General features: G+C 65.0%; 15 protein-coding genes. 12 read left to right on the top strand and 3 right to left on the bottom strand.

From position 1 onward, the window contains the following. From OGL92_RS09135 to OGL92_RS09105, 7 genes are all read left to right on the top strand, one after another. The coding region (locus OGL92_RS09135; RefSeq protein ID WP_263142956.1) for an FAD-dependent oxidoreductase at positions 1-919 on the top strand (919 nt) is incomplete at its 5' end. Positions 920-1,071: 152 nt separating this feature from the next. Further along, complete coding sequence (sucC, locus tag OGL92_RS09130; RefSeq protein WP_263142955.1) at positions 1,072-2,238, top strand: ADP-forming succinate--CoA ligase subunit beta; 1,167 nt, start codon at positions 1,072-1,074, stop codon at positions 2,236-2,238. Continuing rightward, a complete protein-coding gene (gene sucD / locus OGL92_RS09125; RefSeq protein WP_263142953.1) occupies positions 2,238-3,119 on the top strand; it encodes a succinate--CoA ligase subunit alpha in 882 nt (293 codons plus the stop codon). Before sucC ends, sucD begins: the two co-directional genes overlap by 1 nt. 135 nt (positions 3,120-3,254) lie before the next feature. Continuing rightward, on the top strand, positions 3,255-5,216 hold the full coding sequence (locus tag OGL92_RS09120) for a methyl-accepting chemotaxis protein (protein WP_263142951.1): 1,962 nt from the start codon (positions 3,255-3,257) through the stop codon (positions 5,214-5,216). Between the two features lie 253 nt (positions 5,217-5,469). Then, on the top strand, positions 5,470-6,783 hold the full coding sequence (brnQ, locus tag OGL92_RS09115; RefSeq protein WP_263142948.1) for a branched-chain amino acid transport system II carrier protein: 1,314 nt from the start codon (positions 5,470-5,472) through the stop codon (positions 6,781-6,783). A 108-nt stretch (positions 6,784-6,891) separates the two neighbouring features. Further along, a complete protein-coding gene (locus tag OGL92_RS09110) occupies positions 6,892-7,626 on the top strand; it encodes a DUF599 family protein (RefSeq protein WP_263142946.1) in 735 nt (244 codons plus the stop codon). Further along, complete coding sequence (locus OGL92_RS09105) at positions 7,623-8,033, top strand: MAPEG family protein (RefSeq protein WP_263142943.1); 411 nt, start codon at positions 7,623-7,625, stop codon at positions 8,031-8,033. The genes OGL92_RS09110 and OGL92_RS09105 overlap by 4 nt, the downstream gene beginning before the upstream one ends. A 67-nt stretch (positions 8,034-8,100) precedes the next feature. On the opposite strand, the gene OGL92_RS09100 is transcribed toward OGL92_RS09105, so the two are convergent. Beyond that, positions 8,101-8,364, bottom strand: a complete 264-nt coding sequence (locus tag OGL92_RS09100; RefSeq protein WP_263142941.1) for a hypothetical protein — start codon at positions 8,362-8,364, stop codon at positions 8,101-8,103. Positions 8,365-8,489: 125 nt separating this feature from the next. Between OGL92_RS09100 and OGL92_RS09095 the strand changes: the two genes are divergently transcribed. The 5 genes from OGL92_RS09095 (at position 8,490) to OGL92_RS09075 (ending at position 13,563) form a co-directional block, all read left to right on the top strand. Further along, the gene (locus tag OGL92_RS09095) at positions 8,490-8,972 is read left to right on the top strand and encodes a PaaI family thioesterase (protein ID WP_263142939.1); all 483 of its coding nucleotides are present in this window, start codon (positions 8,490-8,492) and stop codon (positions 8,970-8,972) included. After that, entirely contained in the window at positions 8,969-9,415 is a 447-nt protein-coding gene (locus OGL92_RS09090) for a PaaI family thioesterase (protein WP_263142938.1), read from the top strand. The genes OGL92_RS09095 and OGL92_RS09090 overlap by 4 nt, the downstream gene beginning before the upstream one ends. 61 nt (positions 9,416-9,476) lie before the next feature. After that, on the top strand, positions 9,477-10,751 hold the full coding sequence (locus OGL92_RS09085; RefSeq protein WP_263142936.1) for an MFS transporter: 1,275 nt from the start codon (positions 9,477-9,479) through the stop codon (positions 10,749-10,751). A gap of 121 nt (positions 10,752-10,872) precedes the next feature. Continuing rightward, entirely contained in the window at positions 10,873-12,777 is a 1,905-nt protein-coding gene (gene htpG, locus OGL92_RS09080; protein ID WP_263142935.1) for a molecular chaperone HtpG, read from the top strand. A gap of 60 nt (positions 12,778-12,837) precedes the next feature. Next, entirely contained in the window at positions 12,838-13,563 is a 726-nt protein-coding gene (locus OGL92_RS09075) for a dienelactone hydrolase family protein (RefSeq protein WP_263142933.1), read from the top strand. 182 nt (positions 13,564-13,745) lie between these two features. On the opposite strand, the gene OGL92_RS09070 is transcribed toward OGL92_RS09075, so the two are convergent. Both OGL92_RS09070 and OGL92_RS09065 read right to left on the bottom strand, forming a co-directional pair. Next, positions 13,746-13,985 (bottom strand): hypothetical protein, encoded by a 240-nt coding sequence (locus OGL92_RS09070; RefSeq protein WP_263142931.1) that lies wholly within the window; start codon positions 13,983-13,985, stop codon positions 13,746-13,748. Further along, a complete protein-coding gene (locus OGL92_RS09065; protein ID WP_263142929.1) occupies positions 13,972-14,766 on the bottom strand; it encodes a VacJ family lipoprotein in 795 nt (264 codons plus the stop codon). The genes OGL92_RS09070 and OGL92_RS09065 overlap by 14 nt, the downstream gene beginning before the upstream one ends. Positions 14,767-14,886 lie beyond the last annotated feature (120 nt).

Below are 14,886 nucleotides of genomic sequence, written 5' to 3'. Positions count from 1 at the left end.
CGCGCTGGAATTCCAGGCCGTGCCGAAACGCCTGGGCGTGATCGGTGCCGGCGTGATCGGCCTCGAGCTGGGCTCCGTATGGGCCCGCCTGGGTGCCGAAGTGACCGTGCTCGAAGCGCTGGAGAAATTCCTCCCCGCGGCCGACGAGCAGATCGCCAAGGAAGCCTTGAAGATCCTCACCAAGCAGGGCCTGAAAATCCGCCTGGGCGCGCGCGTCACCGGCTCCGAAGTGCAGGGCGACCAAGTCACCGTCAACTTCACCGACGCCAACGGCGAGCAGAAGGAAACCTTCGACAAGCTGATCGTGGCCGTCGGCCGCCGTCCGGTTACTACCGACCTGCTGGCGTCCGACAGCGGCGTGAACCTCGACGAGCGTGGCTACATCTTCGTCGATGACCATTGCGAGACCAGCGTGCCGGGCGTCTACGCCATCGGTGACGTGGTACGTGGCCTGATGCTGGCGCACAAGGCGTCGGAAGAGGGCGTTGTGGTGGCCGAGCGGATCGCCGGGCACAAGGCGCAAATGAACTACGACCTGATCCCCGCAGTGATCTACACCCACCCGGAAGTGGCCTGGGTCGGCAAGACCGAGCAGGCGCTGAAGGCCGAGGGCGTCGAAGTCAACGTCGGCACCTTCCCGTTCGCCGCCAGCGGCCGCGCCATGGCCGCCAACGACACCGCCGGCCTGGTCAAGGTCATCGCCGATGCGAAGACCGACCGCGTGCTGGGCGTCCATGTGATCGGCCCGAGCGCGGCCGAACTGGTCCAGCAGGGCGCCATCGCCATGGAGTTCGGCACCAGCGCCGAAGACCTCGGCATGATGGTCTTCTCGCACCCGACGCTTTCCGAAGCCTTGCACGAGGCGGCATTGGCGGTGAATGGCCAGGCCATCCACATCGCCAATCGCAAGAAACGCTAACGCATAAAAAGAACCACGACGGGCCGCCCGTCGTGAGCCGAAGGGCTCACCGCGGAACGCCCGTCGGACTGTTACATGAAGGACAGTCACAGGTGGCGCGGCATCCATGCAGCGTCGAAATGCGCAATACCTAACGAAGACGGTAGATAAGCATGAATCTCCACGAGTATCAGGGTAAGCAGCTGTTCGCTGAATACGGCCTGCCCGTATCCAAGGGCTATGCCGTAGACACCCCGGAAGAAGCCGCAGAAGCCTGCGACAAGATCGGCGGCAACGAGTGGGTCGTCAAGGCTCAGGTGCACGCCGGTGGCCGCGGTAAAGCGGGCGGCGTGAAGCTGGTCAAGAGCAAGGAAGACGCCAAAGCCTTCGCTCAGAACTGGTTGGGCAAGCGTCTGGTGACCTATCAGACAGACGCCAGCGGTCAGCCGGTCAGCAAGATCCTGGTGGAATCCTGCACCGACATCGATAAAGAGCTGTATCTGGGCGCTGTGGTCGATCGCTCCAGCCGCCGCATCGTGTTCATGGCCTCCACCGAAGGTGGCGTGGACATCGAGAAAGTCGCTCACGATTCTCCCGAGAAGATCCTCAAGGCCACTGTCGACCCGCTGGTCGGCGCGCAGCCTTACCAGGGCCGCGACCTGGCGTTCCAGCTGGGCCTGAAAGGCGACCAGATCAAGCAGTTCACCCATATCTTCGTCGGCTTGGCCAAGCTGTTCCAGGACTACGACCTGGCCCTGCTGGAAGTGAACCCGCTGGTGATCAAGAAGGACGGCGACCTGCACTGCCTGGATGCCAAGATCAACATCGACAGCAACGCTATGTACCGTCAGCCCAAGCTGCGCGCCATGCACGACCCGTCCCAGGACGACGCCCGTGAAGCCCACGCGCAGAAGTGGGAACTGAACTACGTCGCGCTGGAAGGCAACATCGGCTGCATGGTCAACGGCGCCGGCCTGGCCATGGGCACCATGGACATCGTCAACCTGCACGGCGGCAAGCCGGCCAACTTCCTCGACGTGGGCGGTGGCGCGACCAAGGAACGCGTGACCGAAGCGTTCAAGATCATCCTGTCCGACAGCAACGTGAAAGCTGTTCTGGTGAACATCTTCGGCGGCATCGTGCGTTGCGACATGATCGCCGAAGGCATCATCGGCGCAGTGAAGGAAGTCGGCGTGAAGGTTCCGGTCGTGGTCCGTCTGGAAGGCAACAATGCCGAGCTGGGTGCCAAGGTCCTGGCCGAAAGCGGTCTGAACATCATCGCGGCAACCAGCCTTACCGACGCTGCCCAGCAGGTCGTCAAGGCCGCGGAGGGTAAGTAATGAGCGTCCTGATCAATAAAGACACCAAAGTCATCTGCCAGGGTTTCACCGGCTCGCAGGGTACCTTCCACAGCGAACAGGCGATCGCCTACGGCACCCAGATGGTCGGTGGCGTGACGCCCGGCAAGGGCGGCACCACCCACCTCGGCCTGCCGGTGTTCAACACCGTCAAGGAAGCCGTCGACGCGACCGGCGCCGATGCCTCGGTCATCTACGTCCCGGCCCCGTTCTGCAAGGATTCCATCCTCGAAGCGGCATTCGGCGGCATCAAGCTGATCGTCTGCATCACCGAAGGCATCCCGACCATCGACATGCTGGAAGCCAAGGTAAAGTGCGACGAGCTGGGCGTGCGCCTGATCGGGCCGAACTGCCCGGGCGTGATCACTCCCGGCGAGTGCAAGATCGGCATCATGCCGGGTCACATCCACCTGCCGGGCAAGGTCGGTATCGTGTCGCGCTCCGGCACCCTGACCTACGAAGCCGTGAAGCAGACCACCGACGCCGGCTTCGGCCAGTCGACCTGCGTCGGCATCGGCGGCGACCCGATCCCGGGCTCCAACTTCATCGACATCCTCAAGCTGTTCCAAGAGGATCCGAAGACCGAAGCCATCGTCATGATCGGTGAGATCGGCGGTTCCGCCGAGGAAGAAGCCGCGGCCTACATCAAGGCGCACGTGACCAAACCGGTGGTGTCCTACATCGCCGGCGTCACCGCACCGCCCGGCAAGCGCATGGGCCACGCCGGTGCGATCATTTCCGGCGGCAAGGGCACCGCGGACGAGAAGTTCGCCGCCCTGCAGGACGCCGGTGTGAAAACCGTGCGTTCGCTGGCCGACATCGGCAAGGCCTTGGCCGAGCTGACCGGTTGGGCCGTGAAGTAAAGCGTTTCGCGTCACGCAAGAGGCCACCTTCGGGTGGCCTTTTTCGTTCTGGCGCTCCGTTCAAGTGAGGAGACGACGCCGCCGATAATCACTACAGTGAACTTCGCCGTCCGATTCCCTCCGAGGAAGCCCTTCATGCAGTGGTTTTCCGATTTGCGCGTCGCCTACAAGATTGCCCTCGTCCCTTTCGCCCTGTGCACCTTGCTGATCGTGTTGGGCGTGGTGTCCAGCGTCTCGCTGGGCAGCATCGCCCGGCGCATGCATGTCGTGACCCAGGACCTGGGCCCGAGCATGGACCATGTCGCGCAGGTCGCCGATGGCATGGCCCGGCTGCAGCTCAGCGTCCGGCATTATGCGCGGACCAGCGAACCGGCGGCGGAGCAACAGTTCGGCGAGTTGGACAAGCGTCTCGTCGAGGCGCTGGAGCAGACCCGCACCCGCCTGCACCACCCCGATCGCCAGCGCCTGCTGGCCTCTATGCAGGACCTGCACGACCGGTACGGCCGCTTGTTCCGCGAGCAACTGGTGCCCCTCAGCCAACAGCGTCAGCGCCTGGTGAGCGAGGAGCTCGACCGCTATGGGCCGGAAATCGAGAAGGTGCTCACCTCGATCCTGGAAAACGCCCAGCAGGACTTCAACCTGGACGCGGTGTTCTATTCCAGCGCCGGCATGCGCCATCTGCTGCTGGGCAACCAGTATTTCTACCAGTACCTGCAGGAAAACCAGCCGGAGCAGGCCCAGGCGTTCCAGCGCGAACTGGACAACGCGCAGAGCACCCTGGGCGTCCTGCGCGACCGCACCTCCAGCCAAAGCACCAAGGACAAGCTGAATGGCGCCCTGCAACAACTGGAGCGCTACCGGACCTCGGCGGCCGAGGCGGTGAAGCTGGTGGACGCGCGCAATGCCGCGTTGCTGCAGATGGACCAGATCGATCCGCAGATCGCCGACCTCGCCAGCCAATTGCAGCAAAGCATCATGACCTCGATGCAGGGCGCGGCCGGGGCGGCCGACGCCACCGTCACCCAGGTCAACCGGTTGTTCTGGGGCCTGGTCTTCGCCGCGGTATTGCTCGGCGGGCTGGTGGCCTTCGGGGTGGGCCGCACCCTGGTGGGCACCCTCCAGCAAATCAACCGCCTGCTGCAGGACATGGCCGAAGGGGAGGGCGACCTGACCCGCCGGTTGCCGGTACGCAGCCGCGACGACCTGGGGCGGCTGGCCGAAAGCTTCAATACTTTCGTCGAGAAGATCCGCCATACGGTGGTGGAAGTGGCCGATTCCACCCGTCACCTGGAGCGCGCGGCGGAACGCCTGCAAGGCTCCGCCGAGTCCGCGCACCGGGACGTCGAGCAGCAGCGCGACGAAAGCGCGCAGATCGCCTCGGCGATGACCCAGATGGCCGCCAGCGCCCAGGAGACCGCCCGTGGCGCGGGAACCGGCGAGGACCTGGCGCGGCAGGCGCGCGAGGCCGCCGGCGGCGGCTTGTCGCGGGTGGAAGAGAACCGCCAGGCGATGGCCACGCTCACCGACAAGGTGACGCGCCTGGCCGGTGTGATCGATACGCTGCGCGCCGACAGCGGCAAGATCGGCTCGGTGCTGGAGGTGATCCGGGCGATCGCCGAGCAGACCAACCTGTTGGCGTTGAACGCCGCCATCGAGGCCGCGCGAGCCGGCGAGCAGGGCCGCGGATTCGCCGTGGTGGCCGACGAGGTGCGTTCCCTGGCCCAGCGTACCCAACAATCCACCGCGGAAATCCAGGACATCATCCAGGGCCTGCAAGGGCGCACCCAGTCCGCCATCGACATGATGGGCGACAGCCAGGGCGCGGTGGTGCGGGTGAGCGACAGTGCCGAGCAGGCCCGCGAGTCGTTGCGGGCGATCACCGCCGCCGTGGGCGCCATCGACGAGCACATCCAGAGCATCGTCGCCGCCGCCGCGGAGCAGGCCAAGGTGGCCGACGAGGTGAGCGCCGGGGTGGAGCGGGCCAACGGCGTGAGCGGGCGGATCTTCACCACCGTGGAGCAGACGCGCACCGCCGCCGGGGATATCCGCCAGGCGGAAGGGCGGCTGCGATCGCTCATCGAGCACTTCCAGGTCTGAGGAAAAATACTTCGACCCAAGCGTCATAAAACGTTCGGATTCGCGACATCCGGTATCTGGAGGTCGACGCCGCACCGACCATGGGTCGCCCGCTCCGAGGCTTTCCATTAAGGTGCCCACCCATGCGCCACGCCTTACCCGGTCGTCGGCGCGCCTGGCGGCCGCGCCTAACCGGCGTGGCGACGTTTCCCCCTCAACCCCTTCAGGGAAACCCTCTGCGAACCTCCGTTTCAGTCATGTGGTATTTCCTCAAATGAATGTGTTGAAAGGCCAGGACATTCTGGCACTCGGTTTCATGACCTTCGCCCTCTTCGTCGGGGCAGGCAACATCATCTTCCCCCCCATCGTCGGCTTGCAGGCAGGTCCTCACGTCTGGATCGCGGCCTTGGGCTTCCTGATCACCGCGGTCGGCCTGCCGGTGATCACCGTCATCGCCCTGGCCAAGGTGGGCGGCGCCATGGACGAGCTGAGCAGCCCGATCGGCCGCCTGGCCGGTGGCGCGCTCGCGGTGGTCTGCTACCTGTCGGTGGGCCCGCTGTTCGCCACGCCGCGGACCGCGACGGTATCCTTCGAGGTGGGCCTGGCGCCCTTGACCGGCGACGGTCCGCTGCCGCTGTTCCTCTACAGCCTGGTGTACTTCCTCGTGGTCCTCGGCGTGTCGCTGTATCCCGGGCGCCTGCTGGATACCGTCGGCCGCGTGCTGGCGCCGATGAAGATCGTCGCCCTGTCGATCCTCGGCATCGCCGCCTTCCTGCTGCCGCTCGGCGAAACCGGCGACGCGACGCCGGCCTACCAGGCCGCGCCCTTTTCCCAGGGATTCATCAACGGTTACCTGACCATGGATACCCTGGGCGCGCTGGTGTTCGGCATCGTCATCGTCAATGCGATCCGCTCCCGCGGGGTGCAGTCGCCGCGCCTGATCACCCGTTACGCGATCATCGCCGGCCTGATCGCCGGCGTCGGCCTGGCGCTGGTGTACATCAGCCTGTTCCGGCTGGGCGCCGGCAGCTACTCCATCGCCGCTGGCGCCAGCAACGGCGCGGCGGTGCTGCATGCCTACGTGCAACATACCTTCGGTGCCCTCGGCAGCGGCTTCCTGGCGGTGTTGATCTCCCTGGCGTGCCTGGTGACCGCGGTGGGCCTGACCTGCGCCTGCGCCGAATACTTCAGCGAGCGCCTGCCGCTTTCCTACCGCACCCTGGTGATCCTCCTGGCGGCGTTTTCCCTGCTGGTCTCCAACCTTGGTCTGACCAAGCTGATCCAGTTCTCGGTGCCGGTGCTGACGGCGATCTACCCGCCCTGCATCGCCCTGGTGGCCCTCAGCTTCTGCCGGGGCATGTGGCATTCGTCGAGTCGGATCATCGCCCCGGTGATGCTGGTGGCGCTGGTCTTCGGCATCTTCGACGGCCTGAAGGCCGCAGGCCTGGACGCCTGGATGCCGACCTGGCTCGCGCACCTGCCGTTGGCGGACGAGGGGTTGGCATGGCTGCTGCCCGCCGTCGCCATGCTGGCCGTGGCGACCTGCTGCGACCGTTTGCTGGGCAAGCGGAGCGAAGCACTGGCCTGATTTTCCAGCTGTTCGCCGAAGCCGCCCGCGACCCCGTCGCCGGCGGCTTTTTCATGGGCGCTCATCGGCTTCGCTGGCATAATCGGCGCCTCTGAACAAGGAGTCCGCATGTCCCTCAATGCCCACCAATGGTTGAATGCGCTGGCGTTTGTCTGGTTCCTCGGGCTCTGGGGCGGCTACACGCTCTATGCGAATTGGAGGGGTCGCGACACCGCCTGCCTGGCTTCGGTGTTGCACCTCTACCGGGTGGACTGGATGCGGCGCCTGTTGCTGCGCGACAACCGCATCGCCGATGCCAGCGTGATCGGCAATCTCGAACGTAATGCCTCGTTTTTCGCCTCCAGCACCCTGATCATCCTGGCCGGCATCCTCACGCTGCTCGGCTCCACCGATCGCGCGGTGTCTGTCCTGGCGGACCTGCCCCTGGTGCACCCGGTGAGCAAGGGCATGTCGGAACTGAAGTTGCTGTGCCTGGCAGTGGTGTTCGTCTACACCTTCTTCACCTTCAGTTGGTGCATGCGCCAGTACAATTTCGCTGCGATCCTGATCGGCTCGGCGCCGATGATCGCCGAGCGGCATGTCACGGAACTGGAGCGCAAGGCCTTCGCGGAGCGCGCGGCGCGGGTGATCTCCATGGCCGCCAACCAGTTCAACCTGGGCTTGCGCGCCTATTACTTCGGGCTGGCCACGCTTGCCTGGTTTCTCAATCCCTGGTGCTTCATGCTGGTGACCGCTGGCGTGGTGCTGGTGCTGTACCGCCGCGAATTCCATTCCTCGGTGCTTCAGGTGATGGTGTATACCCCAACCCCGGCGGTCGAACCGCCCAAGGAGAAAGTCGAATGAGCGTGCCGTTCTGGTGTGTATTGATCGCGGCGGTATTGATCTACGTGGCGAAATGGCCGGTGGCGAAGGCCATGAACGCGCAGGGGGGATACGACAACCATCACCCGCGGGCGCAGCAGGCGCAACTCACTGGCTTCGGGGCCCGGGCCTATGCCGCGCACCAGAACAGCTTCGAGATCTTCCCGCTGTTCGCCGCGGGGGTGCTCATGGCGCACTCCGCCCATGTGTTCGGCTATCTCGTCGATCTGTTGGCGGTGATCTTCGTGGTTTCGCGGGTGCTGTACCTGTTCTGCTACCTTCGCGATCTGCATTGGCAGCGCAGCCTGGTGTGGGCGGTCGGCATGCTCTGCTGCCTGCTGTTGATGCTGAGCCCGGCGCTGCGTAACGGGCTGGGGGGCGGTATCTGAGCGAACGCCGCCCATGAAAAAGCCCGCCGAAGCGGGCTTTTTCATGACCGGACCGGTAGCGCGAGGCTTACTGGTTGGTTTGCGGTGCCGGCGGCGGGGCGGGCGGCGGCGGAGTCTGGTTGTTGTCCGCAGCTTCTTCCGCGCGTTTCTGATTGGCTTCGTTGGTGTCTTTCACCGCTTTGCTCTGCTCTTTGGCCGCATCGTTACGCAGTTCTTGAGCATCGTTGGCATGCTCCTGGGCATCTTGCTGTTTGTTTTCCGAGGCTTTGTCGCACGCGGCGAGGCCGAGGGTGGCAGCAAGCATGAGGGCATAAGGCAACGACTTCTTCATGGTGGTTCTCCTGGGTGACTTTCCAAATGTCCACTCTTGGAACGAGGCCGGGCTGAGTAAGTTCCTTTTCTATTCCGACCAACGGGTATCATGCGCCTTCGACGATGCCCCAAGGGAAGCTCCGCATGAGCGACAACGCCATCCTCCAGCGCGCCCAGCGATTCCTCTCGGCGCTCCGCCATTGCCAGCTCCTCGGCCTGAGCGTGCACCAGGCGAGCGCCGCCGGCCTGACCCTGCGCCTGCCCTACAGCGAGCGCCTGGTGGGCGACCCGGCCAGCCGGGTGATCCACGGCGGCGCCATCACCTCGCTGATGGACACCACCTGCGGCATCTCGACGGTATGCGTGCTGCCGGCATTCGAGATCTGCCCGACCCTCGACCTGCGTATCGATTACATGCATCCGGCCGAGCCGGACAAGGACATCTTCGGGTTCGCCGAATGCTATCGGGTCACGCCGAATGTGATCTTCGCCCGCGGTTATGCCTATCAGGACGATCCGCAGGAGCCCATCGCCCACGTCGTCAGCACGTTCATGCGCATGGGCAAGGACATCCAGGGCAATACCCGGCTACGCGGCGACATCGACGCAGGGGCATCGCCGACATGAATCCCGTCGATCTGGAACGCATGGTCCGCGAGGCTCACCGCAGCAACGACTACGAGCCCTTGCTGGCGGCAATCCCCTACGCGCGCCTGCTGGGCATCCATTGCCTGCGATTGGGCGACGACGTGGTGTTTCGCCTGCCGGCCAACCCGGACAACATCGGCAACCCCATCCTGCCGGCGCTGCATGGCGGCGTCATCGCCGGTTTCATGGAGCACGCGGCCATGCTGCACCTGCTGATGTTCATGGAAATCCCACATTTACCCAAAATCATCGACTTCTCGACAGACTATCTGCGCGCCGGACATTATCGTGACACCTTCGCCCAGTGCCAGGTGTGGCGACAGGGTCGCCGCGTGGCCAATGTCGCGGTCACCGCCTGGCAAACCACGCAAACCGAACCCATCGCCACCGCGCGTGCGCATTTCAAGGTCAACGAGTCCTGATCCGGCCGTCGTCCAGAATCGCCCTGCGCCTGGCGGGGTGACGTACAAGGAATTTTCCCGGATGGATGCTCTACTGATTCTCGGCGGCCTCTTGTCGATCCTCGCCGGGCTGGTCTGGCTGGTCATGCGCGCCTTCGGGACCGGCCTGCTGTGGGGATGGGGCAGCCTGTTGCCGCCGATCGCCCTGGCCTATGTCTTCCGGCATTGGCGTAGCGCCCGGCCGCCGGTGCTGTTCGCGGCCTTCGGCATCATTCCCCTGGTGGTCGGCCTGACCATGCTGGCCAGCCACGACCCGACCCGGCTGGAGGCGATCCTCGGCCTGCGCTGGCTCAAGGCCGAGCCCGAGCGCGCGCCGGCGGAATTGGCGATCCAGTTGAAGGGCGAGTTAAACGGCCAGCCCTTCCTGCCGCAGCAGGCGGAATTGATCGATGGCGTGCTCACGTTGCGCGAAGGCCAGGATTTCTTCGCGCGCCGGGAGGTCAGCCTGCGCCTGGGGCCGCAGCCCCGTGGCGAGCTGCGCTTGGATGTGCTGCCGCAGGACAGCGGGACCTTGCCGGAGGTGGAAGTGAGCTGGCTGCTGCCGGATCAGGAGCTGCCCGAGGCGCGGCGCCTGAACCGTGGCTACACCCTGCACCTTGACCTGCGCCCCGATCCCCAGGTGCCGAATAAGCTGGCCGGGGATTTCCATCTGGTGCTGCCGGCCGCGTTCAAGACCACCCTCAGCGGCCGCCTGGAACTCTTCACCGACCGGCTGCGCTACCGCGACGGCAAGGTGGACCCGCAGCACGATTCCCGCGATACCCTGGCCTACGTGATCGAGGACTACCTGCAACGGCGATTCGCCACCCGCGACGTGCAACTGGCGAACCTGCCGCCGCTGAGTCTGCCCGCCCGCGAGCTGGAGGTGCAGGTGGAGGCGCGCGTCAAAGGCGCGCCGGAGCGCCTGCCGTTGCTGCTGAGCAAACGTCCGGGGTGCGGCTGGACGGTCCAGGGCGATCGCTTTCCGGCGCTGGCGGAAACGGCTGCCAAGTCGCCGGAGGCGGTTGCGCCGCCTCCCAGGGAAACCGCCGAGCAGGCCACGCCCGCCAGCGAGCCGACGCGCCCGGTGGACCGGCGCTTGCGCTTCTCCCTGGATCGCCTGCTGAGCAACCCGAGCCGTTACCAGAACCTCAGCATGCGTTTGCAGACCAAGCGCGGCAGCAATGCCGAAGGGCGTTTCACCGGCATCGATGCCGAGGGGCGCCTGGTCATCCGGCACCACGTCAGCGGGCAGGGCGAAGCCAGCTTCGTGCTCGCCGCCGACGAGATCGAGCGGATCGAGTTGCTCGAACCCTGACTCCGCGCCGGGCGGTCGCCGCAGCGATCCGCCCCGCAGCCCTTGAAATCCCCTACCGTGCCCCCACCTGCATGTCATCCGCCGCTAATGCGGTCTGCCATCCATGTGGAGTTCGATGACCATGAGTGTGGAAACTCAAAAAGAAACCCTGGGCTTCCAGACAGAAGTGAAGCAACTGCTGCACCTGATGATCCATTCGCTGTATTCGAACAAGGAAATCTTCCTTCGCGAATTGATTTCCAACGCCTCGGATGCCGCCGACAAGCTGCGCTTCGAAGCCCTGGCCAAGCCGGAGCTGCTCGAGGGCGGTGCCGAGCTGAAGATTCGCATCAGCTTCGACAAGGAGGCCAAGACCCTCACCCTCGAGGACAACGGCATCGGCATGAACCGCGAGGATGTGATCGCCCACCTGGGCACCATCGCGCGTTCCGGCACCGCCGATTTCCTGAAGAATCTGTCCGGCGACCAGAAGAAGGATTCCCACCTGATCGGCCAGTTCGGCGTGGGCTTCTACTCGGCCTTCATCGTCGCCGACAAGGTGGATGTCTACAGCCGCCGCGCCGGTACGCCGGCCGCCGAGGGCGTGCACTGGTCGTCCAAGGGCGAGGGTGACTTCGAGGTCGCCACCGTCGAAAAAGCCGAGCGCGGCACGCGTATCGTCCTGCACCTGAAGGCCGACGAAGAAGAGTTCGCCGATGGCTGGCGCCTGCGCAACGTCATCAAGAAATACTCCGACCACATCGCGCTGCCGATCGAGTTGCCGAAGGAATTCCACGGCGAGGAGAAGGACAAGCCGGCGGAACCCGAATGGGAGACGGTCAACCGCGCCAGCGCCCTGTGGACCCGCTCGCGCAGCGACGTGAAGGACGAGGAATACCAGGAGTTCTACAAGCATGTCGCCCACGACTTCGAGAACCCGCTGAGCTGGAGCCACAACAAGGTCGAAGGCAAGCTGGAATACACCTCGCTGCTCTACGTGCCGGGCCGCGCGCCCTTCGACCTGTATCACCGCGAAGCGCCCAAGGGTCTCAAGCTCTACGTGCAGCGCGTGTTCATCATGGACCAGGCCGACGAGTTCCTGCCGCTCTACCTGCGCTTCATCAAGGGTGTCGTCGATTCCAACGACCTGTCGCTGAACGTATCGCGGGAGATCCTGCAGAAGGACCCGGTGATCGACTCGATGAAGTCGGCGCTGACCAAGCGCGTGCTGGACATGCTGGAGAAGCTGGCGAAGAACGAGCCGGAACAGTACAAGACGTTCTGGAAAGCCTTTGGCCAGGTCCTCAAGGAAGGCCCGGCGGAAGACTTCGCCAACAAGGAGAAGATCGCCGGCCTGCTGCGCTTCGCGTCCACCCACGGCAGCGACGGCGAGCAGAACGTTTCTCTGGCCGACTACCTGGGCCGTGTCAAGGAAGGCCAGGACAAGATCTACTACCTCACCGGCGAGACCTACGCGCAGGTCAAGAACAGCCCGCACCTGGAAGTCTTCCGTAAGAAAGGCATCGAAGTGCTGCTGCTCACCGACCGCATCGATGAGTGGCTGATGAGCTATCTCACCGATTTCGACGGCAAGCAGTTCGTCGACGTCGCCCGCGGCGACCTGGACTTGGGCAAGCTCGACTCCGAAGAGGACAAGAAGGCCCAGGAAGAAGTCGCCAAGGCCAAGGAGGGACTGGTCGAGCGCCTGAAGACCGCGCTGGGCGAAGAGGTCGCCGAGGTGCGCGTCTCCCATCGCCTCACCGATTCGCCGGCGATCCTCGCCATCGGCGAGCAGGACCTCGGTTTGCAGATGCGCCAGATCCTCGAAGCCAGCGGGCAGAAGGTCCCCGACTCCAAGCCGATCTTCGAGATCAACCCGCAGCATCCGTTGATCGAGAAGCTCGACGCCGAGCAGGACGAGGACCGTTTCGTCGACCTGTCGCACATCCTGTTCGACCAGGCCGCCCTGAGCGCCGGCGACAGCCTGAAGGACCCTGCCGCCTATGTGCAGCGGTTGAACAAGCTGTTGGTGGAACTGTCAGCTTGAGTTGACGCCAGATCGAAGCCCGCGCCCAGCGGGCTTCTTTTTTTCAGAAGGAGGACATGCATGAGCGAGCTTCGCGTGGCACCGGTGCGCTACGACATCGACGGCCAATCCTATGAAAGCCGGCTGGTCTACGACCCCGCTGTCCGGGACCCGCGTCCCGGCCTGGTGATGGCGCCCAACTGGATGGGCATCACCGCGGGGGCGGAGGAGATCGCCCGCGCCCTCGCCGGGCAGCGCTACGTCATTCTCATCGCCGACCTCTATGGCCAGGCGGTACGCCCGCAGAACGCCGACCAGGCGCTGGCGGCGATGACTCCCTTGAAGGAGGATCGCGCTCTGTTGCGGCGCCGCATGCAGGCTGCGCTGAAGGCGTTGACCGAGCAAAGCGAAGTCGTCCTGGACAAGGCGCGCCTCGCCGCCTTCGGCTTCTGCTTCGGCGGCTGCTGCGCCCTCGACCTGGCGCGGGATGGCGCACCGCTGAAGGCGGCGGTGTCGATCCACGGGACCCTCGATTCGCCGAATCCCGCCGATGCCGCCAACATCAAGGGCGCGGTCCTGGCCCTGGACGGCGCGGACGATCCGCTGGTGCCCCGCGAGCACCTGGAATCCTTCAAGCGGGAAATGAGCGCGGCCAAGGTGGACTGGCAGCTCACCAGCTACGGCGGCGCGGTGCATTCGTTCACCGATCCCCAGGCGAACAATCCCGGCAAGCAGCAGTACAACCCCAAGGTCGCGCGTCGCGCCTATCGGGCCATGAACGACCTGCTGGACGAAGTCTTCGCCTGATCGCAGCGACCCTTCCCTGCGCGGAAGGGTCGCCCACTGCGGGCCCTGCAGGGCCCAAGGTTCGGGATGGAGGAGGGCAACGTTTCCCCCGCCGTTGCGCTCCCTCGGACGTCGCGCCAGAACCTGACTTTCAGCCCGATACGGCACCGCCGTGGGTAATCTCTGACCGAATCCGCCAAGGGCTAGGCATCCTCCTGAGCGCCATGGCCGATCATCCAGCGCACCAGGCTCACCAGCGGCACCCGATGATGGCCGATGGATTCCCAGGCCGATCGGTCCTCGCAATACAGCTCGGTGTAGCGGCTGAGGATCAGGTGGCGCCCGTCCTCGGCGAGCCGCAGCTCGAACGCCCGGCAATGCAAGGACTCCAGGCGGGGGCTTCTCATGCGGCGGTGCAACACCAGCACCTCATCGGCCGCCATCGACTGGGTCCTCGCAATTCCAGGAAGCGGCATCCAGCGCGCCGACTTTCCCTTCCCCGACGAAATGGGCGCGCCGCGTCGCGACGGAATTGCGCAAGGCCTGGTAGTAGTCCGGCTCTTTCCGCAGCTCGTCGGTCAACGGCAGGGCTTCCGCGCGGCCGTCGACGATGCCTCCGGCGGTGTCGAGGGTACCCAGGGTGTCGAGGGTGTCGCTGTTGCCGCCGAAGGGGTCTATGGCGAAGCCCAACACCTTGCCGGCGGCGTCCCTGAGGTTGGACGTACCCAGCAACGGCAGCTCGACGATGGGGCCGTTGGCGATGTTCCAGACACCGAACGTCTGCCCGAAGTCCGCCTTGTGCCGTTCCATTCCCAGCCGGCCCGACACGTCGATCAGGCCAAGGACCCCGACCGTGGAGTTGAGCAGGAAGCGCCCGACGGTATTCACCGAACGACGGGGATTGCCTTGCAGCACGTCGTTGATGAACACCTTGGGTTCGCCGAAGTTGGCGACGAAGTTGTGCACCCCGGCCTGGAAGAAACCCGGCAGGTGTCGGTAACCGCGGGCGACCGGCGCCACGGCGTAATCGTCGATCGTCCGGTTGAACGCGAAGAGACCCCGGTTGAGCGGTTCGGCGGGGTCGTAGGGCGCGTAGTGGGCGACCTGGTGGCAGGAGGTCGCCGTCGTCACGGGCGAGCTGCTACAGCCGCTGGCGAGCAGCGCCAGCAGGCCGATCAAAACGGGACGATGGGTACGAGGCGAAACGAACGTGGGACTGGGCATGCCGGCGATCTCGGTAGGGACTGCCAGCGATACTGCCGAGGCTTTTTTGCTTCAAGATTTCCCCTGTGTTTCGGGCCGGTCGTTTTGTTGCCCGATTGAAATATATGACGCGCCTCCGCC

Origin of the sequence: Pseudomonas sp. RIT-PI-AD, assembly GCF_025642785.1 — a bacterium.
Lineage (GTDB): Bacteria > Pseudomonadota > Gammaproteobacteria > Pseudomonadales > Pseudomonadaceae > Pseudomonas_T.
Note: the sequence above shows the minus strand (reverse complement) of the source record. Positions and strands in the feature narration are given on the sequence as shown.

What these genes read in the sequence shown, in the direction of transcription:
- OGL92_RS09110 (WP_263142946.1), top strand. Translation starts at nt 6,892, where the DNA reads ATGTCCCTCAATGCCCACCAATGGTTGAATGCGCTGGCGTTTGTCTGG.
- OGL92_RS09070 (WP_263142931.1), bottom strand. Translation starts at nt 13,985, where the DNA reads ATGGCGGCCGATGAGGTGCTGGTGTTGCACCGCCGCATGAGAAGCCCC.
- sucC (WP_263142955.1), top strand. Translation starts at nt 1,072, where the DNA reads ATGAATCTCCACGAGTATCAGGGTAAGCAGCTGTTCGCTGAATACGGC.
- OGL92_RS09100 (WP_263142941.1), bottom strand. Translation starts at nt 8,364, where the DNA reads ATGAAGAAGTCGTTGCCTTATGCCCTCATGCTTGCTGCCACCCTCGGC.
- OGL92_RS09085 (WP_263142936.1), top strand. Translation starts at nt 9,477, where the DNA reads ATGGATGCTCTACTGATTCTCGGCGGCCTCTTGTCGATCCTCGCCGGG.
- OGL92_RS09065 (WP_263142929.1), bottom strand. Translation starts at nt 14,766, where the DNA reads ATGCCCAGTCCCACGTTCGTTTCGCCTCGTACCCATCGTCCCGTTTTG.
- htpG (WP_263142935.1), top strand. Translation starts at nt 10,873, where the DNA reads ATGAGTGTGGAAACTCAAAAAGAAACCCTGGGCTTCCAGACAGAAGTG.
- OGL92_RS09075 (WP_263142933.1), top strand. Translation starts at nt 12,838, where the DNA reads ATGAGCGAGCTTCGCGTGGCACCGGTGCGCTACGACATCGACGGCCAA.
- OGL92_RS09120 (WP_263142951.1), top strand. Translation starts at nt 3,255, where the DNA reads ATGCAGTGGTTTTCCGATTTGCGCGTCGCCTACAAGATTGCCCTCGTC.
- OGL92_RS09095 (WP_263142939.1), top strand. Translation starts at nt 8,490, where the DNA reads ATGAGCGACAACGCCATCCTCCAGCGCGCCCAGCGATTCCTCTCGGCG.
- OGL92_RS09090 (WP_263142938.1), top strand. Translation starts at nt 8,969, where the DNA reads ATGAATCCCGTCGATCTGGAACGCATGGTCCGCGAGGCTCACCGCAGC.
- brnQ (WP_263142948.1), top strand. Translation starts at nt 5,470, where the DNA reads ATGAATGTGTTGAAAGGCCAGGACATTCTGGCACTCGGTTTCATGACC.
- sucD (WP_263142953.1), top strand. Translation starts at nt 2,238, where the DNA reads ATGAGCGTCCTGATCAATAAAGACACCAAAGTCATCTGCCAGGGTTTC.
- OGL92_RS09105 (WP_263142943.1), top strand. Translation starts at nt 7,623, where the DNA reads ATGAGCGTGCCGTTCTGGTGTGTATTGATCGCGGCGGTATTGATCTAC.